Source organism: Azospirillum sp. TSO35-2 (assembly GCF_003116095.1).
Lineage (GTDB): Bacteria > Pseudomonadota > Alphaproteobacteria > Azospirillales > Azospirillaceae > Azospirillum.
This window is the reverse complement of record NZ_LGRA01000021.1, coordinates 1,993,336-2,013,345: the sequence shown is the minus strand read 5'-3', so window position 1 is coordinate 2,013,345 and position 20,010 is coordinate 1,993,336. Positions and strand designations below refer to the sequence as shown.

Below are 20,010 nucleotides of genomic sequence, written 5' to 3'. Positions count from 1 at the left end.
CCTCCGGCACTTTTTTGTGTGCCGCCCTTCCCTACCCCGCCAACGCCTTAACGGCGTCCGGTCAGGCCGAGCGCGCCGGGGCGGCGTCGTCGATCAGAAGCTGGACGCCCTCCGATCCGTTCCAGCGGTCGATGCGCAGGATGCCGGCCAGATGGAACGGGGCGCCGCGACCGTTCAGCAGGGCCTGGCCCAGGTCGCTGTCCAGCGCGCGGAAGGCGATCGACTTCAGCCGGGCGCCGTCGTTGCCCTGCAGGATGCAGCGGACGTGATTGGCGCCGACCACGTCGGCGCGGACGATGCGGGCGTCGGCGATGGCGAAGCGCGGTTCGGAATTGCCGGTGCCGTAGGGGCCGAGCTTGTCCAGCGTCGTCACCAGCCCGACGCTGGCGCCGCCGACCGACAGCGCGCCGTCCAGTTCCAGCGTCGGCACCAGCGGCGCGGCTGCAAGCTGTTCGGCGATGCGGCCGGACAGGAAGTCGCGCAGCGGGTCGAGCTTGTCGCCGGCCACGGTGAAGCCGGCCGCCATGCGGTGGCCACCGCCGCCGATCAGCAGCCCCTCCTGCCGGGCGGCGATCACCGCGGCGCCGAGGTCGACGCCGCGCACCGAGCGGCCGGACGCCTTGCCGATCACCGTGCCGTCGGCCAACTCCTCCAGCGCGATGACGCAGGCGGGGCGGCTATAGCGCTCCTTCAGGCGGGCGGCGACGATGCCGATGACGCCCGGGTGCCAGCCGACCCCGGTGACGAAGACCAGGTCGGTCGCGCGGCCGGCCTCGGCGGCGACCCGCTCCAGCGCCTCGTCCAGCACCGCCTGCTCGATGGTGCGGCGTTCGGCGTTGTGGCCCTCCAGCCGCTGGGCCAGTTCCATCGCCTCGACCGGGTCATCGGTCGACAGCAGCCGGGCGCCGAGGTCGGACGCCCCGACCCGGCCGCCGGCGTTCACCCGCGGGCCGAGCACATAGCCGGCGTGGTAAGCGTCGGGCTTCTCCTTCACGCCGGCGACGTCGGAGAGCGCGGCGAGGCCGGGGTTGGCGCGGCGCGCCATCACCTTCAGCCCCTGCGCGACCAGCGCGCGGTTCAGCCCGGTCAGCGGCACCACGTCGCAGACGGTGCCGAGCGCCACGAGGTCGAGCCAGTCCATCAGGTTCGGCTCGCCGCGGCCCTGGCTCTGGTAGAAGCCGGACTGGCGCAGGGCGCGGTTGACGGCGACGATGGTGATGAAGGTGACGCCGGCGGCGCACAGCGTGCGGTAGGCGCCGTCCTCGTCTAGCCGGTTGGGGTTGACCAGGGCGACGGCCGGCGGCAAGCGCGGCTCGGCGGCGTGATGGTCGAGCACCACCACCTCCAGCCCGGCGTCGGCCGCCGCCTCCAGCGCCGCGAAGGCGGAGACGCCGCAATCGACCGTCACCACCAGCCGCACCCCCTCCGCCTTCAGCCGCAGCAGGGCGGCGGCGTTCGGGCCGTAGCCCTCGGTGATGCGGTCGGGGACATAGACCCTCAGCTCGGCGCCCACCGAATGGAAGAAGCGGCGCAGCAGGGCGGCGGAGGTCGCGCCGTCGACGTCGTAGTCGCCGAACACCGCCACCGGCTCGCCGTCGCGGATGGCGCGGGCGATGCGCTCGGCCGCGACGTCCATGTCGCGGAAACGCGACGGGTCGGGCAGCAGCGCCTTCAGGGTCGGGTTGAGGAAGGTCTCGCAGCTCTCCTCGGTCACCCCGCGGGCGGCCAGCACCCGGCCGACGATCTCCGGCAGCCCGCGCCCCTGGGTCAGCGCCATCGCCTGCCGCACGTCGCAGGGCCGCGCCTGCCAGCGCTTGCCGGACAGCGACTGGGCGACGTTCAGGAAGGCGGCGGTGTCGGTCATGGCGGTGCTACGCGCGGTCGGGGATGGGGGCACAGCCATAGCAGACATACGCACGCGCTGCACGGCGGGCGTGGGCAGGGGTGGGATGTGGGGGTGGGGAGTTGTCGAGCTGGTTGCCCCCTCCCCATCCCTCCCCCGCCTATGGCGGTGGAGGGGGCAGGAGCTTTGCGGTGAAAGGAACGGTCGCACGAAGGAGCGGCGGCAGTCCCCTCTCCCGCGGAGCGGGGGAGGGTTAGGGAGGGGGCAACCGCCGCAACACCCTACGCCGCCCGCAGCCACACCGCCGTGTCGTGGAACGCCGCGCCGCCCGCGGGCGGGACCGGTTCCGGCGAGGTCAGGCTGTTGATGCCGATGCCCTCGACGAAAGCGCCGTTGGGCCAGATGCCTTCGACGATCACCACGCCGCGCGGCACGCCGGCGAACGGCTTCGCGTGGACGACCACGCTGCCCTGCCCGTTGCCCAGCCGCACCGCGTCGCCGTCGGCCAGCCCCTGCCCGGCCATGTCCTCCGGGTGGATCAGCGCGGTCGGGCGGCCTTCGCGGCGCTGCGAGGTCACCGTCTCGGCGAAGGAGGTGTTGAGGAACTGGCGGGCCGGCGCGGTGACGAGGCGGAACGGGTGCTCGGCGTCGGCGTCGCGGCCGGGCGCCATGTGGTCCGGCATCGCCGGCATGCCGCCATAGGGGCCGAGCGCCGCCCAGTCCGGCGCGAAGCGGAACTTGCCGTCGGGATGGGCGAAGCCGTTGAGAAAATGCGAGGTCTCGAAATCCGGCTGGGCGTCGATCCAGCGCTGTTCGGTCAGCGTCGCCGCGTCGCCGAGGTCGGACGCCTTCAGCATCGCGTCGATCACCTCCAGCGCGGTCATGCCGAAGCCGGGATGCTCGGCGCCGACGCGCCGCGCGATCTCGCTGATCACCCAATGGTTCTCGCGCGCCTCGTGCTGCGGCTCGATCACCTTGCGGCCGATCAGGATGTGCATCTGGCCGCCGCCGCGGTAGAGGTCGTCATGCTCCAGGAAGGTGGTGGCGGGGATGACCAGATCGGCCAGCTTGGCCGTGTCGGTCATGAACTGCTCGTGCACCGCGACGAACAGGTCGTCGCGCAGGAAGCCTCGGCGGACGCGCGTCGAATCCGGGCAGATCGCCGCCGGGTTGGTGTTCTGGATCAGCATCGCCGTCACCGGCGGACCGCTGGTCAGGTCGCGCGGGTCGCCGGTCAGCACCGCGCCGATGCGCGACTGGTCGAAGCTGCGGACCGATCTGTCGAGCCGGTCGAGCCCCTCCGACAGGGTCTTGTCGATCTTGTAGATGCCCGACGAGCAATAGAGCGCGCCGCCGCCCCGGTGCTGCCACGCGCCGGTCACCACCGGCAGGCAGCTCACCGCGTGGGCCTGGGCCGCGCCGTTGTGGGCGCGCGACAGGCCGTAGCCGACGCGCAGGTAGGCGCGCCTGGTGCTGCCGTAGAGTTTGGCGAACGCCTCGATCTCCGCCACCGTCAGGCCGGTGATGGAGGCCGCCCATTCGGGGGTGCGGGTGGCGAGATGCGCCTCCAGCGCCGCGGTGTCGGCGGCCAGCCGGGCGAGATAGGCGCGGTCGGCGTGGCCGTCGCGGAACAGCACATGCATCACCGCGCAGGCCAGCGCCCCGTCGGTGCCCGGCCGCAGCATCAGGTGCAGGTCCGACACCTCGGCGGTGCCGGTGCGGTAGGGGTCGATGGTGACCAGCTTCGCCCCGCGGCCCTTGCGGGCGCGGCTGACGTGGGTCATCACGTTGACCTGGGTCGCCACCGGGTTGCCGCCCCAGTTGACGATCAGGTCGCTCTCCGCCATCTCGCGCGGGTCGGCGCCGCGGATGTCGCCATAGCCGGCGAGCCAGCCCATGTTGGCCGGCGTGTCGCACACCGTGCTGGTCTGGCGCGAATAGCCCTTGGCGTGGCGCAGCCGCTGGATGGCGCCGCGCTGCACCAGACCCATGGTCCCGGCGTAGAAATAGGGCCACACCGCTTCGGCGCCGTGGGTGCGCTCGGCCGCCAGGAAGGCGTCGGCGATGCGGTCCAGCGCCTCGTCCCAGCCGATCGGCGCCCACTGGCCGCCGCCCTTGGGGCCGATGCGCAGCAATGGCGTCTTCAGCCGGTCGGGCGAATGCGTCCGCTCGGCGTAGCGGCTGACCTTGGCGCAGATGACGCCGGCGGTGTAGCTGTTCTCCGCCGCACCGCGCACCTTGCCGATGCGGTCGGGGGCGAGACGCTCCACCTCCAGGGCGCAGGTGCTGGGGCAGTCGTGCGGGCAGGCGGTGGGGAGGAATTGGGCCGACAAGGCTAACCTCTGGTCTGGCGAGCGGCAAGGAAGCGGCGAGTGTAGGCCGCGTCCCCTTCCCTCTTCAATGCACAAGAACGCAACGCTTGGAAACGCGACAGGCCGCGAAGCCCGGGTGGGACTTCGCGGCCTGTGCGCCGGACCGGGTTATGACCCCTTTGTACTTAGGGCTTTACATGAAGCCGAGCAGCCGCGGGAACCACAGAGTGATCGCCGGCACATAGGTGATCAGGCCGAGGAAGATCAGCATGGTCAGCAGCCACGGCCACACCGCCACCGTCAGCTCGGTGATGCCCATCTTGGTGATGCCCGAGGCGACGTAGAGGTTCAGGCCGACCGGCGGGTGGCACATGCCGACCTCCATGTTGACGATGATCAGGATGCCGAAATGGACCGGGTCGATGCCCAGCTTCATCGCGACCGGGAACAGGATCGGCGCCATGATCAGCACGATCGACGACGGCTCCATGAAGTTGCCGGCCGCCAGCAGCAGGATGTTCACCACCAGCAGGAAGACCCAGACGCCCATGTTCTGGCCGAGGATCCAGGCCGCCATGTTCTGCGGGATCTGCTCCGACGTCATCAGGAACGAGAACAGCACGGCGTTGGTGATGATGTAGAGCAGCATCGCCGACATGCTGGCGCTGTCCAGCAGCACCTTCGGCACGCGGCTGAGCGGCATGTCCTTGTAGACGAAGACCGCGACGACGAAGGCATAGACCGCGGCCATCGCCGCCGCTTCCGTCGGGGTGAAGACGCCGGAATAGATGCCGCCCATCACCACGATGATCAGCAGCAGGCCCCAGAAGCTTTCCCGCAGCGCGTGCAGGCGCTGGGCGAGGCTGGCCTTGGGCAGGCGCGGATAGCCGAACTTGCGGGCACGGAACCAGGTGGTGAAGCCGAGGAAGCAGGCCAGCAGGATGCCCGGCACCACGCCGGCGATGAACATCTGGCCGATCGACGCCGCCTGCGGGTGGCCGGTGGTGGCGACGCAATACATCACCATGACGATCGACGGCGGGATCAGGATGCCCAGCGCGCCCGAGGTGGTGATGATGCCGGCGCCGAAGTTCTTCGGGAAGCCCTGGGTCACCATCGCCGGCAGGATGATCGAGCCGATGGCGACCACCGTGGCCGGGCTGGAGCCCGACACCGCGGCGAACAGGGCGCAGGCCATGACGCCGGCCAGCCCCAGCCCGCCGTGCCAGTGGCCGACCATCGCCGTGGCGAAGTTGATCATCCGGCGGGCGACGCCGCCGTGGGTCAGGAAGTTGCCGGCCAGGATGAAGAACGGGATCGCCATGATCTCGAACTTCTCGATGCCGGTGAACAGCTTCAGCGCCACCGCGTCGATCGGCACGTCGGTCATGAAGAACAGGAAGGACAGCACCGTCAGGCCGAGCGAGATCGAGATCGGCATGCCGGTGAGCATGAGGGTGAGCAGAAGCCCGAAGATGATGAGCGCGTTCATGCCGGGCCTCCCTCGTTGGCGGCTTCGACCGGATCGATGCCGTCGACCTGGGCGTGGTCGTGGTGCGGCAGCAGGCCGGTGCGGATGAAGGTCCAGGCGACCTGGAGGAAGCGGAAGCACATCAGGTAGGAGCCGAGCGGGACCGCCAGATAGATGATCCACATCGGCCATTCCAGGTCGGCCGACACCTGGTCGGTTTCCGACATGTGCCAGACGAAGCGGGCGCCCAGCGACCCGACGACGCCGGTGAACAGCGCGCCGGCGCCCAGGCCGAACAGCACGAACTTGCCGCGCAGCCCCGGTTCCATCCGGTTGATGATGACGTCGACGCCGACATGGATTCCGGTGCGCACGCCATAGGCGGCGCCGAACTTGGCCATCCAGACAAACAGGTAGATGCACAGCTCCTGTGCCCAGGCGAGGTTCCAGTGCAGCACATAGTCCTGGATCACCGGCAGGCCGGACAGGTAACGATGGACGACGGCCGCGAAGATGACGAGCGTCGCCACCGCCATGAGCGAGGCGATCAGCGTCTCCTCAAGGCGGTCGAGAATTTTCATGAGCATGTCGGGGGTCTCCCGGTCGGCGGGGATAGGCTGACGTCCGTTTGCCCTCTCCCGTCCCGGGAGAGGGAGGGACCCGCCGGAGGCGGGAGGGTGAGGGGTGATCCGAGGAGGAACGATCCATGTTCGGACCACCCCTCACCCTTCCCATGGCTCGCGCCATGGGCCCCTTCCCCCTCCCGGGGCGGGAGAGGGACGTATCAAGTCGCCCAGCCGTTACATCTTGAACCCGGCGGCCTCGGCTTCCTTGTAGATCGACTGGATCAGGTCCTTGCCAACGCGGGATTCGGCGTCCTTGTGGACCGGCTTCAGCGCGTTGATCCAGGCCGCGCGCTCTTCCTTGGTCTGGGTGTGGAACTCGGTCTTGCCCGACGCCTTCATCTGGGCCAGCGCGACGTCGTTCTCGTTCTGGGCGATGTCGTTGGCGTAGGCGGTCGCCTCCTTCATCGCGCCGTCAAGCGCGGTGCGGAGGTCGGCCGGCAGGCCCTCCCAGAACTTCTTGTTCACGATGACCGCGTAGCCGAGATAGCCATGGTCGCTCAGCGTGGCGTATTTCTGCACCTCGTGCATCTTCTGGGTGTACATGTTCGACGGCGGGTTCTCCGTCCCGTCGACGACGCCGGTCTGCAGCGCCTGGTACACTTCCGAGAAGGCCATCACCTGCGGCAGCGCGCCCAGCGCCCGCATCTGGGCGTCCAGCACCTTGGAGGACTGGATGCGCATCTTCAGGCCCTTGACGTCCTCCGGCTTGATGAGCGGCTTGTTGGCGCTCATGATCTTGAAGCCGTTGTCCCAATAGGCCAGACCGACGATGCCCTTGGAATCCAGCTTCTGGAACAGCTGCTTGCCGATCGGGCCCTCGGTCACGCGGCGCAGCACCTCCTTGTTCGGGAAGATGTAGGGCAGGTCGAAGACCTCGAACTCCTTGGCGCCGAGCGGGCCGAACTTGGCCAGCGACGGGGCCAGCATCTGGACGGCGCCGAGCTGCAGCGCCTCAAGCTCTTCCTTGTCCTTGTAGAGCTGGCTGTTCGGGTAGACCTCGACCTTCACCTTGCCGGCGGTGGCCTTTTCCGCCAGTTCCTTGAACTTCTCGGCGCCCTTGCCCTTGGGGGTGTCCGGGGCGACGACGTGGCTGAACTTGATCACGATCGGGTCCTGGGCGTAGGCCGTCGACAGCGCCAGCGGCGCCGACATCAGGCAGCCGACCGCAGCCGCGCACAGGAGCTTGACGATCTTCATGGGTGCGTCCCCCTCTGGGTTTCGTATTGATTATCGGCGATGCGGAATGTTCCGCATCAAACTTATCGCGCATTGTTCATGATGCGGCCGTTTGCGGCTATTGTGGATATCCGCAGAGTCCGCCGCACCCACTTTCGTCGCAGCCCGCCATCCACGCCCCCCGCCCTTGGTCCATGCCCGATCAGCCATCCCCCACCCCGCAGCCGACCGCCGGTCCCCGCCCGGCCCGCACGGTGCCGCACGCCATGCCGATCGTCGCGATGGTGCTGGTCGTCGTGCTGCTGGGCGCCTTCCTGTGGCTGCTCCAGCGCAACGAGCGCGACGAGGAGGCGCTGGCGCTGATCAAGGACGCGCTGTGGGTGGAGCAGAACCTGCATTTCCAGCTCGCCTCCGACGAGGACAAGCTGGAACGGCTGGCCGAGGCGCTGGGCCGCAGCGAGGTGGACATGCGCCAGTTCGCGACGATGGCCCGGCTGGTGGTGAACACCAACCCGGCGATCGAGCGGCTGCTGTGGCTGGACGCCCAGGGCCACGCCACGCTGGCCGAACCGCCGCTTTCCGACGGCGGCGAGGCGGCGGAGAATCCGACGCGGACCGACGCCTTCCGCATCGCCCGGTCGTCGGGGCTGCGGGCCTATGGCGCTCCCTACCGGATCGACGCCACCGACCACGGCTTCGACGTCGCCTTCCCGCTCCACCGCGACGGGGTGTTCGTCGGCATGCTGGTCGGCGTCTTCTCGTTCGAGCAGATGCTGACCCACCATGTCCCCTGGTGGTTCGCCCAGCGCTACCAGCTCGAGGTGGTCGACGCCGCCGGGACGGTGCTGGGGGCGAAGTCGCGCATGGCGGTGCCGGGGTCGATGGCCGGGCCGGCGCCCGACCCGGCGCGCAGCCACGTCATCCCCTTCGACCCGCCCGGCCACGGCGTGACGCTGGTGGCGACCGCCTACCCCAGCGACTCGAACCTCGTCCGCACCATCCTGGTGGCGGCGATCTTCGCGCTGACCGGCTCGGCGCTGTGGAGCCTGTGGTCGCTGCGCCGCCACATCGCCGGCCGGCTGCGGGCGGAGGAGGCGTTGCGCACTGAGCACGCCTTCCGCAAGGCGATGGAGGACAGCCTGACCGTCGGCATGCGCGCCCGCGACCTGGAGGGCCGCATCACCTACGTCAACCCGGCCTTCTGCCGGATGGTCGGGCTGAGCGCGGCGGAGCTGGTCGGCTGCGGGCCGCCGATGCCCTACTGGCTGCCCGACGAGCTGGAGCGGGCGGAGGCCGCCTTCGCCGACGTGCTGGCCGGGCGGGCACCGGAGATCGGGCTGGAGATGCGCTTCCGCCGTGCCAACGGCGAGCGGTTCGACGCGCTGATCTACGAGGCGCCGCTGATCGACGCCAACGGCCGCCAGACCGGCTGGATGGGCTCGGTCCTCGACATCACCGAGCGCAAGCGCAGCGAGGATCTGGCGCGGCAGCAGCAGGAGCGGCTGCAGCAGACCTCGCGCCTGATCACCATGGGCGAGATGGCCTCCACCCTGGCGCACGAGCTGAACCAGCCGCTGTCGGCCATCGCCAGCTACTGCACCGGCAGCCTGAACCGGCTGCGCTCCGGCCGTTTCGACACCGACGAGGTGGCGGCGGCGCTGGAAAAGCTGGCGGCGCAGGCCAAGCGCGCCGGGCTGGTGGTGCGGCGCATCCACGACTTCGTCCGCAAGCGCGAGCCGAACATCGCCCCCTGCTCGCTGGCCCAGGTGCTGGAGGACTGCGTCGGGCTGACCGGCGCCGACGCCGCCCGGCTGGGCGTGCGGGTGGAACTGGACGCCCCGGCCGACCTGCCGGCGGTGACCGGCGACCGCATCCTGCTGCAGCAGCTGGTGCTGAACCTGATGCGCAATGGCATCGAGGCGATGGCCCGCACCCCGCGCGCCGACCGCCGGCTGACCGTCACCGTCCGCGTCGAGGACGGCGTGATGCTGACGGCGATCCGCGACCGCGGCTGCGGCGTGACGCCCGATGTCGCCGACCGGCTGTTTTCCCCTTTCTTCACCACCAAGCGCGAGGGTATGGGAATGGGCCTGAACATCTGCCGGTCCATCGTCGAGCACCACCACGGCCGGCTGTGGTTCGAGCCGGCGGTGGTCGGCGCCGACGGGGCGGCGGGAGGCAGCCGCTTCCTGTTCACGCTGCCCATCCATGCCCACGCCGCGGAGGCCGCCGAATGACCACGCTCCACATCGTCGACGACGACGAGGCGATCCGCGACGCGCTGGGCTGGCTGTTCCAGTCGCGCAACGTGCCGGTGGTGGGCTGGGCGTCGGCCGAAGCCTTCCTGGAGGCGTGGCGGCCCGACACCGGCGGCTGCCTGCTGCTCGACATCCGGATGGAGGGGATGAGCGGGCTGGAGCTGTTCGACCGGCTGCTGGCCCGCGGCTGCCGCATGCCGGTGATCTTCCTGACCGGCCACGGCGACGTCCCGATCGCCGTCAACGCCCTGAAGAAGGGCGCCCGCGACTTCGTCGAGAAGCCCTTCAACGACAACGAGCTGGTCGACCGGGTGATCCAGGCGCTGGCCTTCGACGCCGAGCAGCGCGAGCGCGAGGCCGGTCAGGCCGGGCTGGCGGCGCGGCTGGCCACCCTGACCCAGCGCGAACGGCAGGTGATGGACCTGGTCGTCGCCGGCCGCCTGAACAAGGTCATCGCCGACGAGCTTGGCATCAGCATGCGCACGGTGGAGGTCCACCGCTCCCACGTCTTCGAGAAGATGCGGGTGAAGACCGCGGTGGAGCTGACCCGGCTGCTGACCGGCGCCGCCTGACCCCGGAGAAACCGTCAGCCGGCGCCGGCCGTTCTTGGAACCGGGGTCCGCCACGCGTATACAAACCATTCGACAGCGGTTGGAGCATCGGCGGTTGCGGATACGGTTGCCCAGTTCCCTGCTCGCCATCGGTCTGGCCGTCAGCGCGCCGCTGCTGCTGTTCAGCGCCGTGCTGGTCTGGCAGATCGACGTCCGCCAGCGCGCGGCGCTGGAAGACGAGCTGCGGTCGATCGCCCAGTCGCTGTCGCTGTCGGTCGACCGCGAGCTGGCGAGCCAACTGCGCCCGCTGGAGCTGCTGGCGGCGCTGTCGCAGCCGCGGGCCGACGATCTGCCGGCGCTCTACGACCAGACCGCCACCGCCGCGCACAGTCAGGCGGGCTGGCTGGCGATCGGGCTGATCGACGCCGCCAGCACCCGCTTCGTCTTCCACACCCTCTACCCGCTGGGCGTCCAGCCGCTGCCGCCGCCGCGGCTGGACGAGGTCACCCGCCGTGTCGTGGACAGCGGCCGCGCGGTGATCGGCGGCGTGCTGCCGCCGGGCGGGCCGCCGGGCCGGCCGTCGCTGATCCTGCGCGCGCCCATCCTGCAGGCCGACCCGCTCGCCCAGGACCGCAAGGTGCGCTACGTGCTGTCGCTGGCGGTCGGGCTGGAAGGGCTGGGCGGGGCGTTGAAGACCCGCGACATCCCGCCGGACTGGACGGTGGCGGCGATCGACCCGACGATGCTGATCGCCGCCCGCTCGCGCGATGCCGCCGCCTTCCTCGGCCACCGGATCACGCCGTCGCTGGAAGCGCGCCTGACCGCCGGCCCGGAGGGGGCGTTCATCGCCAAGACCAAGGACGGCGAGGACGTCTTCGCCGTCTACCGCCGCTCGCCCGAGACCGGCTGGGCGGTGGCGCTGGGCGTGCCGGTCCGCGTGGTCGAGCACCAGTTGAACGCCAAACGCGCCGTGGTGATCGGCGGCGCCGTCGGCGCCTGCGCGGCGACGCTGGCGCTGGCCCTGCTGGTGTCGCGCGCCTTCCGCCGCCGCACCCGCGCCGAGCAGGAGGTCCGCCGCAGCCGCGACGCCATCCTACTGGAACAGCGCCGCCGCCTGGAATCGGAGAAGGAGCACGCCGAGGCCGCCAACCGGGCCAAGAGCGAGTTCCTCGCCAACATGAGCCACGAGCTGCGCACGCCGCTGAACGCCATCATCGGCTTCACCGAGGCGCTGATGTCCGGCATCTTCGGCCCCGCCCCGCCCAAGCATGTCGAGTACATCACGGCGATCCACCAGTCCGGCCACCATCTGCTCGATCTGGTGAACGAGCTGCTGGACATGGCCAAGATCGAGGCCGGGCGGCTGGAGCTGTTCCCGGCCCGCGTCGCCCTGGGCGAACTGCTGGGCGATTGCCTGGGGCTGGTGGAGGCGCTGGCCCTGCGCAAGGGCGTCGCCGTGACCGGCGGCGCCGTCGATCCGGCGTTGCAGGTGACCGTCGACGGGGTGCGGCTGCGGCAGGCGGTGCTGAACATCCTGTCCAACGCCATCAAGTTCACCCCCTCCGGCGGTGCCGTGCGGCTGGAGGCCGCCGCCGGACCGGAGGGCAAGGGCGCCGTGATCGTCATCGCCGACACCGGCGTCGGCATGAGCCCGGACGAGCTGGTCATCGCCATGGAGCCGTTCCGGCAGGTCCACAACTACCTGACCAAGGCGGAGGCCGGCACCGGGCTCGGCCTGCCGCTCGCCCGCCGCTTCGTCGAGGCGCATGGCGGCACCCTGACCCTGGAGAGCAGCCCCGGCGTCGGCACGACGGTGACGATACGGCTGCCGTGAGGGCCGGTGGCGTCGTGGTGAAGACGGTGACGGGGCGGCGGCGTCAGCCGCGCCGCGGCGGGCGGCCCGGCAGGGTGGCGCGTTGCAGCTTGGCCCCGGCGAGGTCGGCGCCGTCCATGTCGGCGTTGTCCAGGTTCGCTTCCGACAGGTTGGCCTGCACCAGGCAGGTGCCCAGCATCAGGGCGCGGCGCAGGTCGGCGCCCATCAGGTTCGCCGCCCAGGAGCGGCCGGTCGGACGGCCGGACGGATCCTTGATCGCCGCCGGGCCCAGCCGCACCCGCGTCAGGTCGGCGCCGGTCAGCACGGCGTAGCTGAGGTTGGCGCCCGACAGGTCGGCGCCCATCAGGTTGGCGCCCTCCAGGTTGGCGCCGGACAGGTCGGTCATGATCAGGCGGGCGCCGGTCAGCGCCGCCGACGACAGGTTCGCCCCGCGCATCGAGGCGGCGCTGAGGTTGACGTTGCGCAGGTCGGCGCGGCTGAGGTCGGCGCCATCGAGGTCGGCCCGCTCGCCGCGCTGGCCGACGCTGTCGATCCAGCGTTCGTGGTCGAAGATCGCCCGCTGGATTTCCGATCCCATGCTGTCGATCGGCCGGGGCATCTGCGCCGCGCCGATCTGGGTCGCGGACAGGTCGCAGTCGGCCATGCGGGTGCCGACCATGTCGGCGTTGTCGAACCGGGTGCCCTCCAGCGCCGCGCCGGACAGGTTGGCGCCGTTCAGACGCGCCCCCGACAGGTTGGCGCCGGTCAGCACCGCCCCCGACAGGTCGGCGTTCCGCAGCACCGCCTCGGCGAGGTCGGCGTCCGACAGGTTGGCGCCGCGCAGCACGGCGCCGGTCAGGTCGGTGGGAACACCGCCCCCGGCCCCGCCGTCGGCCGTGGCGCCGTTGTGGAGGCGGGCGAGCGCCGCCTTGTGGATCTGGCGGGCGCCGTCGGCGTCCTGGGCGTCGGGCCCGGCGCCGCGCCGCGCAGTCCCGCCCGGCTCCAGCGTGCCGGCGCGCAGGTCGGCGCCCTTCAGGTTGGCGTTGGAAAAGTCGGCCGCGCGCAGGCGGGCGCCGCGCAGGTCGGTCTGCATCAGGTTGGCGCGGCTGATGTCGGCGTCGCGCAGATCGACCCCGAACAGGTCGGCGCCGGCCAGGTTGGTGCCGTTCAGCCGCCCGCGGGCCAGCCGGGCACCGACCAGCCGGGCGCCGCGCAGGTCGCGCTGCGACAGGTCCGCCCCTTCCAGGTCGGCCATGGCGAGGTTGGCGCGCACGCCGCCCGGCTGGCCCTTGATCCAGCGGGCATGCCGGTCCAGCACCTCGGCCAGTTGATCGGGCCGAAAGAAGGACACGGGCGCAGCGGTGGGGATGATCGCAGTGGGCACGGGCAGGTTGACGCCGCGAAAAGGGTTACACCGCGACAATCATGCGATTCATTCCTTACCGAAGGCTGAATGAGTCCCTCTTTCGCGCGCTCTCTTTCGGAGGATGCGCTTCGGTGCAGCACGGCTATGGCATTCGGTCGGAACCATCCGCGCCCGGACGGTTCGGGCTGGCGAAAACAGCGGCTTGGCCGGAGTCGCGACACGGCGTCGGCCCCCGGTCCCCTCCCCGCCCGCCGCCGCGACCGGCCCGGACGCCGGGTCGATCCGGTCGCAGCGCCCGATTCGCACCCGAGTCGCGGCCGTTACCGTTCTGTAACCGAACCACTTGCGAACGAGTCGCGAACGTCTTCGAAGCCTGTACTTTCGCTCTCCGGGCCCAACGCCGCGGAAACGCTTGCGAATCCGAAGAAACAGAATTCGTTAAACATTGGTGTCTTGACAGCAAAGACCACAGGCATCCTAAAAGTGTCCCACCTTTCGGATTAACGCACCGCAACGCGCCTTGGCCTTGGCCGGATCACTCCGGGCCGGGGCGACGGTTCCCGGACAACGGGACCGGACCCACAGGGCCGCAACAACGGGACATGAAAGAAGCATGATGAAGGATGCGGACGCCCGGTCGATCACGACCGACCGCCCGAGCGCCGGCAACCGCCGCGCCGCCGAATGCCGTCATCTCGACCGCCGTCATCTTCTGCGCGCCGGCCTGGGGCTGGCCGCGGCGGCCGCCGCCACCGCGGGTCTGGGCGCCGAGGAGGCGGAGGCCGCGGCACTGCGCGCCCCGCCGCGCCTGCTGTCGCTGGTGAACCTGCACACCGGCGAGCGCATCAGCGCCGAATACTGGTCGAAGGGCCGCTACCAGCGCGACGCCATGCGGGCGATCAACCGGGTGCTGCGCGACCACCGCACCAACGCGGTCCATCCCATCGACCCGAAGCTGCTGGATCTGGTGCACGCGCTGGGCCGCAAGATCGGACGCCGCGGCCCGGTCGAGATCGTGTCGGGCTACCGTTCGCCGGAAAGCAACGCGATGCTGCACGAGGCCGACGGCTCCGGCGTGGCGCAGAACAGCTTCCACATGCGCGGCATGGCGATCGACCTGCGCGTCCCCGGCATGTCGACCCGCAACCTGCAGCGCGCCGCGCTGAGCCTGCGCGGCGGCGGGGTCGGCTACTACCCGGAGAGCAACTTCGTCCACGTCGACGTCGGCCCGCTGCGCCACTGGTGAGCGGGCCTCCATCGCACGCGTCTGACGGCCGGCCGCGCGCTCAGATGTCGAGCGTGTCGCCGTCGTCACGGTCGGTGTAGCGGTAGGCCGCCGTGGTTTCACTCCAGGGAGCCCAGCCCGCCTTTCTGGGCGTGTCGGTGCCGACCCCAGTCCACCAGCTGACCTCCATATAGCGGTACTCCTTGAGCTTCTCCATGATCCTTGCCACGTCGTCGGGGGAGGTATCACGGGGAATATCAGAGAAGGTCAACAGGAGCTCATCGAGCACGCTGGCCGGCGTGCGGTAGATCGGAGCGTCTTCAAGAAACAACGCCTTGGCGTGGTCGATCTTGACCGGGCAAGGCTTGATCGAATTCTGCAAAAGCAGGCAGATGTTCTGGGCCATGACGTCGGTCGGCAGCGAAACCGTGCTGCGCATGACGTCGAAGATCACCCGCTTGGAGGTTTTCAGGTCGGGGAAGCTCCTCAACAGCCGCATGGTCAGGATGTAGGGGGACGGCTTGTCGTCCAGGCAGCATTCGAGCACCCGGCGCTGTTCTTCCAGCAGGATCTGATCGCGGCGGACCAGATCCGGGAAGGTGAGACGGCGGACCTTCTTCTCGACGGTGCCCGTGAACCAGCCGAGCGGGTTCTTGCCGAGGAAGAACTTGCTCCATCCCCCCAGCAGTTCTTTCACCTTGTCCCAAGCCGGATCGCTCAGCCGGAGATAGCGGGCGATGACCGCATCGATGAAGCGCTGGTAGGTTTCGGGGGTGATCGTTGGCCAGGCGCGGGGCGTCACATCGGTGAGCGCGCTGCCGCAGAGCGGGATGATCGGATAACGGACCTCTTCGCCGCGCTGGTCGGTGGCCATCACCGTGTTGATGGGCGGCCCGACGATGTCGATGTGGGGATTGTTGCTGGGCAGGCCGAACCAGGACTGCAGGAACTTCCGGCAGTTGGCGCGCCCCAGCTCGTAGTCGTGGCGGCGGAACTCGATGTCGAGGAAGCCGCCGAAGCCGCCCCACAAGCCGCAGGCGATGGCCGCAGGCTGCGACTCATCACCGATCTTGCGCGACGGGGAAATCCGCCACAGGTCGGCACCGGTGTTGTCCAGGGCGCGCATCAGCACGTCGGGCCGGAAGCGGCTCTGCTCGACGAACATGCCGATCATCTTCGAGAGGATCTTGGTCAGCCGGGTGTTTGCCGTCCCATCCTGGTTGAGGCCATCGATCGTCGGAGCCTCCGGGAAGGGGCTGATCATCACGACGATGCGGTTGGCCTCGGCGACATCGCTCGGCGACCGTTCGGGCGGATTCTCCATCAGCGCGTAGCGGGCGAGGTCAAACGGATCGTTGTTGATGGCGCCGCCATCCACGGCGGCGAACCGGTAGTCCACCGGCGGCTGCAGGACAGCCCCGTCGACGGCAGCGCCGACCGGCCGCCACGGCCATTCGGGCTTGATCTCCTTGAACCGGCTGGGAAGGATGTTCAGCGGCCAGGCGCGCTGGTTGTAGTGGGTCAGGGGCGTGATCAGGTCCAGCGCCGACAGCCCCATCGGGAAGGCTCCGGACGCCAGCGTGTTCTTGACCAGCCGCTTGCTGTTGGGCTGGGTGTAGTCCTCGGGCTTTTCCCCATCCTTGCCATCGTACCAGAGCCAGCCCTTGTTCCGCGCCGCCGCGCCGTTGGCGTTCGATTCGACGCTGTAGCCGTGGGCCGCGTCGGACTGCGCCCACGGGCTGACGAAGGTGGCGCTTCCCAAGCCCTGCAAGGCGAAGTGGGCGTGGTCGAGATGATTCATCATGCCGTAGGCCGACCCACCCGTACCGCCTTGCACCTCGATCTTGTAGGGGATGCCGCGGGTGTTGGTCTGGGTCAGAAGCAGGTGAAGGGTTTCGGCGATGTAGGGGCGCGGCGGGAGGCGCTTCGGATCGCTGGCCGCCGCTTCAAGCTCCTCCAGCGCCTTGCGGCCGATGTTCATCAGCGGTTGGGCATTGAGGAGCGAATACACGCCGTCCAGCTTGGTCCCGGTCGGCAGATCGGAGTTGTCCAGCAGCCCGACGACCGGCGGCGTCCTGCCCGGTGCCGCTTTGGCGACCGCCGTCTCCAGCTCGGACTTGACGAAGGCGGGACCGTCCACCCAGGCGCGGTAAAGCTCGGGCAGGACGTGCCAGGGAATCTTTCCCTTGGGATCGGCATCGTCACGCGCCGCATAGGTCTTGTCGGTCTCGCGGCCGGCCTTCGAGGGCCTAGCACCCATCCCGGCGCACAGCGCCCCGATCGAACTGGTGATGGCGCCGGCCGACGCGCCGGTCATCGTCGCGATGACCACCTTGTGGTGAGGGACCGTCCTGGTGCCGTTGGCGATATCCCGTCGCTTGGCCTCCTCCCATTCCTCCAGCGCCTCCACCAGGAAATCGAGCACGCCGGCGGAGTAAGCGCCCGCGGAAATCGCGCCGGACATCGCCAGGCCGAGATAGATGGTCTTGTCCGGTGTCTGTGCCTTGGCATCCATTGGAAAGGTCCCCCGTCACGATGGCCCGGCGGTCGGCACACCGTCGGACCCGATATGTCGGGGAGAAATTCTCGTGCAGATTGATAAAAAATACAACAATGATCCGAAGCAGATTGGAGTCCGTCCATTTTCCCTTTGAAATTGTTCCGCTCGGCCGGGTCGTTCCGGCCTGCCAAGCCGACGGGCCCGGAAAAGGCAATGGGCGCCGGATCCCGCAGGAACCGGCGCCCATTCGGATGCCAGGAAAGAACGCCGGGAATGCCGGCGCCCGCCCCCCTTACCCCACGCCCAGCTTGCGTCGCAGCAGCGACAGCGGTGCCGTGTCGTCCAGGCTGGGCTGGAAGGCGACGGTGATCTCGGTCAGCGCGTTGGCCCAGCTTTCCGGGTTGGTGCCTTCCGGCGCCTCGACCGAGGTGAAGCCGGTGCGGACCAGGAACAGGTACTGGTCGGGGATGACGTGGCCGACCGCGCGGATCTCGCCGGTGTAGCCGTAGCGCTCCCGCAGCTCGCGCGCGGTGGAGAAGCCGCGGCCGTCGCGGAACTTCGGGAACTCCACCGCCACCAGGGCGAAGCGGTCGAGGTCGGCAGCGATGGCCCCGGCCAGCGTGCCGCCCTTCAGCCGCACGCCCAGCTTGGCGTTGCGGCCGTCGAAGCGGTCACGCTCCGCCTGCCAGCGCTCGAAGCTGATGATGACCGGACGGTCGTTCGGCACCGGCTCCCCGTCGGGAACGAAGCTCCAGGCGTCCTCGCCGATGCGCCCATTCTCAATCAGCGGCATAGATTCTCTCCTTGAACGGGGCATGGCCGACGCGGCGGAGGGTGTCGACGAAGCGCTCGCCCTCATCGCTGCGATTGGCGAGATAGACGTCGACGATCGCCTCGATGGCGTCGACGGCCTCGGTCTCGGTCACCGACGGGCCCAGGATGTCGCCGATCGCCGTCGTCAGCGTCGCGTCGCCGCCGACGGTGATCTGGTAATACTCGGTGCCCTTCTTGTCGACGCCGAGGATGCCGATGGCGCCGACATGATGGTGGCCGCAGGCGTTGATGCAGCCGCTGATCTTGATGCCCAGCTCGCCGATGGTGCGCTGGCGGACCGGGTCGGCGAAGCGGGCCGAGATCGCCTGGGCCAGCGGGATCGAGCGGGCGTTGGCCAGCGCGCAGTAATCCAGCCCCGGGCAGGCGATGATGTCGCCAATCAGGCCGGCGTTGGCGCTGCCCAGCTCGGCGGCATCCAACTGCTTCCACAGATCGTACAGCTCGTCCTTCTTGACGTGCGCCAGCACGAGGTTCTGGACGTGGGTGACGCGCAGCTCGCCGAAGCTGTAGCGCTCGGCGAGGTCGGCGACGAGGTCCATCTGGTCGCAGGTGGCGTCGCCGGGGATGCCGCCGGCCGGCTTCAGCGAGATGGTGGCGATGGCGTAGCCCGGCGCCTTGTGCTCCGCGACATTCACCGCCAGCCAGTTGGCGAAGGCCGGGTCGGACGCCTTGGCACGCTCCAGCGCCTCGGAATGGTCGGGCAGCTCCTCGAAGGGCGGCGGGGCGAAATGGTGGCGGATGCCCTCGACGATGCCTTTGTCCAGGCGGTATTTCGGCCCGCGCAGCCGTGCGAACTCCTCCTCCACCTCGGCGGTGAACGTCTCCAGTCCCAGCTCGTGCACCAGGATCTTGATGCGCGCCTTGTAGATGTTGTCGCGGCGGCCGTACTGGTTGTAGACGCGCAGGATCGCTTCGAGATAGGCGAGGAAATCCTCCTCCGCCACCCAGTCGCGCACCAGCTTGCCGACGAAGGGCGAGCGGCCGAGACCGCCGCCGACGTAGAAGGAGAAGCCGGCCTCGCCCTGGTCGTTGCGCCGCGCCAGCAGGCCGACGTCGTGGATACGCACGGCGGCGCGGTCGCTGGCGGCGCCGGAGATGGCGATCTTGAACTTGCGCGGCAGATAGGTGAACTCGGGGTGCATCGTCGTCCACTGCCGCAGGATCTCGGCGTAGACGCGGCCGTCCACCACCTCGTCCTTGGCGGCGCCGACGAACGGGTCGGTCGTCACGTTGCGCACGCAGTTGCCGCTGGTCTGCAGCGCGTGCATGTCGACCTCGGCCAGCGCGTTCAGGATCGCCGGGGTGTCCTCCAGCTTGATCCAGTTGTATTGCAGGTTCTGGCGGGTGGTGAAGTGGCCGTAGCCCTTGTCGTAGACACGGCCGATCTCCGACAGCTTGCGCAGCTGGGTGGCGCTCATCACGCCATAGGGGACGGCGATGCGCAGCATGTAGGCGTGAAGCTGGAGGTAGAGGCCGTTCATCAGCCGGATCGGCTTGAACTCCTCCTCCGTCAGCTCGCCGGACAGGCGGCGGTCGACCTGTTTGCGGAACTGCTCGACCCGCTCGGCGACGAAGCGGCGGTCGATCTCGTCGTAATGGTAGATGCCGGCGCGGGCGCCGGGCGCGATGTGGTTCATGTCGATCAATCCCTAGGGCGCCCGTCACGGCCGCCGATCACGGATAAGCGGTCGAAGTCGGTCAGGCGGCCTGCTTGCCGAGATCGGTGCGGACGGTCGGGCCGGCGGTGCGGATGCGCTCGCGCATCGTCGCCGGGACCGGGACGCCGTTCTCCTCGGTCACCTCGAAGGCGTAGATGTCGACGCCGAACTGCTCGCGCTCCGCCTTCTCCTTGGCGGCGGCCAGCACGGCGTCGGCGTCGGAGCGCGCGAACAGCGCGGCCTCGGCGAAGGACTCGACCCACCGGCCGCCCTCGCCCAGGAACACGACGTCCCCGTCGCGCAGGCGGTTGGCGGTGATGGCTTTCATCGACCCTTCCTTCGATCGATCCTTGGCCGACATCTGGCTCTCCTGGCTT

Annotated in this window: 14 protein-coding genes; 4 read left to right on the top strand and 10 right to left on the bottom strand. The window is 69.6% G+C overall.

What is annotated here, in order from left to right:
- Positions 1-61: 61 nt before the first annotated feature.
- From recJ to TSO352_RS25135, 5 genes are all read right to left on the bottom strand, one after another.
- A complete protein-coding gene (gene recJ, locus TSO352_RS25155; protein ID WP_109109865.1) occupies positions 62-1,864 on the bottom strand; it encodes a single-stranded-DNA-specific exonuclease RecJ in 1,803 nt (600 codons plus the stop codon).
- Between the two features lie 260 nt (positions 1,865-2,124).
- Positions 2,125-4,176, bottom strand: coding sequence for a molybdopterin oxidoreductase family protein (locus TSO352_RS25150; protein WP_109109864.1), 2,052 nt, complete (start codon positions 4,174-4,176; stop codon positions 2,125-2,127).
- Between the two features lie 172 nt (positions 4,177-4,348).
- On the bottom strand, positions 4,349-5,647 hold the full coding sequence (locus TSO352_RS25145; protein ID WP_109109863.1) for a TRAP transporter large permease subunit: 1,299 nt from the start codon (positions 5,645-5,647) through the stop codon (positions 4,349-4,351).
- Positions 5,644-6,213, bottom strand: coding sequence for a TRAP transporter small permease (locus TSO352_RS25140; protein ID WP_199231721.1), 570 nt, complete (start codon positions 6,211-6,213; stop codon positions 5,644-5,646). The genes TSO352_RS25145 and TSO352_RS25140 overlap by 4 nt, the downstream gene beginning before the upstream one ends.
- Positions 6,214-6,426: 213 nt before the next feature.
- Entirely contained in the window at positions 6,427-7,449 is a 1,023-nt protein-coding gene (locus tag TSO352_RS25135) for a TRAP transporter substrate-binding protein (RefSeq protein WP_199231720.1), read from the bottom strand.
- Positions 7,450-7,622: 173 nt separating this feature from the next.
- Here TSO352_RS25135 and TSO352_RS25130 point away from each other — a divergent pair, with 173 nt between their 5' ends.
- From TSO352_RS25130 to TSO352_RS25120, 3 genes are all read left to right on the top strand, one after another.
- Positions 7,623-9,665 carry a PAS domain S-box protein gene (locus TSO352_RS25130; protein ID WP_109109862.1) on the top strand — a complete coding sequence of 681 codons (2,043 nt, stop codon included), beginning with the start codon at positions 7,623-7,625 and terminating at the stop codon, positions 9,663-9,665.
- The gene (locus TSO352_RS25125; protein ID WP_109109861.1) at positions 9,662-10,258 is read left to right on the top strand and encodes a response regulator; all 597 of its coding nucleotides are present in this window, start codon (positions 9,662-9,664) and stop codon (positions 10,256-10,258) included. Before TSO352_RS25130 ends, TSO352_RS25125 begins: the two co-directional genes overlap by 4 nt.
- A gap of 106 nt (positions 10,259-10,364) precedes the next feature.
- Positions 10,365-12,071, top strand: a complete 1,707-nt coding sequence (locus tag TSO352_RS25120; protein ID WP_247872423.1) for a sensor histidine kinase — start codon at positions 10,365-10,367, stop codon at positions 12,069-12,071.
- A 43-nt stretch (positions 12,072-12,114) separates the two neighbouring features.
- Here the strand turns inward: TSO352_RS25120 and TSO352_RS25115 are convergent, their stop codons facing one another.
- Positions 12,115-13,401 carry a pentapeptide repeat-containing protein gene (locus TSO352_RS25115; protein ID WP_247872422.1) on the bottom strand — a complete coding sequence of 429 codons (1,287 nt, stop codon included), beginning with the start codon at positions 13,399-13,401 and terminating at the stop codon, positions 12,115-12,117.
- Between the two features lie 628 nt (positions 13,402-14,029).
- Here TSO352_RS25115 and TSO352_RS25110 point away from each other — a divergent pair.
- Positions 14,030-14,662 (top strand): DUF882 domain-containing protein, encoded by a 633-nt coding sequence (locus tag TSO352_RS25110; RefSeq protein ID WP_247872421.1) that lies wholly within the window; start codon positions 14,030-14,032, stop codon positions 14,660-14,662.
- 40 nt (positions 14,663-14,702) lie between these two features.
- Here the strand turns inward: TSO352_RS25110 and TSO352_RS25105 are convergent, their stop codons facing one another.
- The 4 genes from TSO352_RS25105 to TSO352_RS25090 all read right to left on the bottom strand — a co-directional run bounded on the left by TSO352_RS25105 (position 14,703) and on the right by TSO352_RS25090 (position 19,961).
- Entirely contained in the window at positions 14,703-17,156 is a 2,454-nt protein-coding gene (locus TSO352_RS25105) for a patatin-like phospholipase family protein (RefSeq protein WP_109109858.1), read from the bottom strand.
- A gap of 277 nt (positions 17,157-17,433) precedes the next feature.
- Entirely contained in the window at positions 17,434-17,934 is a 501-nt protein-coding gene (locus TSO352_RS25100; RefSeq protein ID WP_109109857.1) for a DUF934 domain-containing protein, read from the bottom strand.
- Positions 17,921-19,612 carry a nitrite/sulfite reductase gene (locus TSO352_RS25095; RefSeq protein ID WP_109110866.1) on the bottom strand — a complete coding sequence of 564 codons (1,692 nt, stop codon included), beginning with the start codon at positions 19,610-19,612 and terminating at the stop codon, positions 17,921-17,923. The genes TSO352_RS25100 and TSO352_RS25095 overlap by 14 nt, the downstream gene beginning before the upstream one ends.
- A 61-nt stretch (positions 19,613-19,673) precedes the next feature.
- Positions 19,674-19,961 carry a DUF2849 domain-containing protein gene (locus TSO352_RS25090; RefSeq protein ID WP_109110867.1) on the bottom strand — a complete coding sequence of 96 codons (288 nt, stop codon included), beginning with the start codon at positions 19,959-19,961 and terminating at the stop codon, positions 19,674-19,676.
- Positions 19,962-20,010 lie beyond the last annotated feature (49 nt).

Coding starts and splice junctions, on each gene's coding strand:
- TSO352_RS25140 (WP_199231721.1), bottom strand. CDS start 6,213: ATGCTCATGAAAATTCTCGACCGCCTTGAGGAGACGCTGATCGCCTCG.
- TSO352_RS25095 (WP_109110866.1), bottom strand. CDS start 19,612: ATGAACCACATCGCGCCCGGCGCCCGCGCCGGCATCTACCATTACGAC.
- TSO352_RS25090 (WP_109110867.1), bottom strand. CDS start 19,961: ATGAAAGCCATCACCGCCAACCGCCTGCGCGACGGGGACGTCGTGTTC.
- TSO352_RS25125 (WP_109109861.1), top strand. CDS start 9,662: ATGACCACGCTCCACATCGTCGACGACGACGAGGCGATCCGCGACGCG.
- TSO352_RS25135 (WP_199231720.1), bottom strand. CDS start 7,449: ATGAAGATCGTCAAGCTCCTGTGCGCGGCTGCGGTCGGCTGCCTGATG.
- recJ (WP_109109865.1), bottom strand. CDS start 1,864: ATGACCGACACCGCCGCCTTCCTGAACGTCGCCCAGTCGCTGTCCGGC.
- TSO352_RS25105 (WP_109109858.1), bottom strand. CDS start 17,156: ATGGATGCCAAGGCACAGACACCGGACAAGACCATCTATCTCGGCCTG.
- TSO352_RS25100 (WP_109109857.1), bottom strand. CDS start 17,934: ATGCCGCTGATTGAGAATGGGCGCATCGGCGAGGACGCCTGGAGCTTC.
- TSO352_RS25130 (WP_109109862.1), top strand. CDS start 7,623: ATGCCCGATCAGCCATCCCCCACCCCGCAGCCGACCGCCGGTCCCCGC.
- TSO352_RS25145 (WP_109109863.1), bottom strand. CDS start 5,647: ATGAACGCGCTCATCATCTTCGGGCTTCTGCTCACCCTCATGCTCACC.
- TSO352_RS25110 (WP_247872421.1), top strand. CDS start 14,030: ATGATGAAGGATGCGGACGCCCGGTCGATCACGACCGACCGCCCGAGC.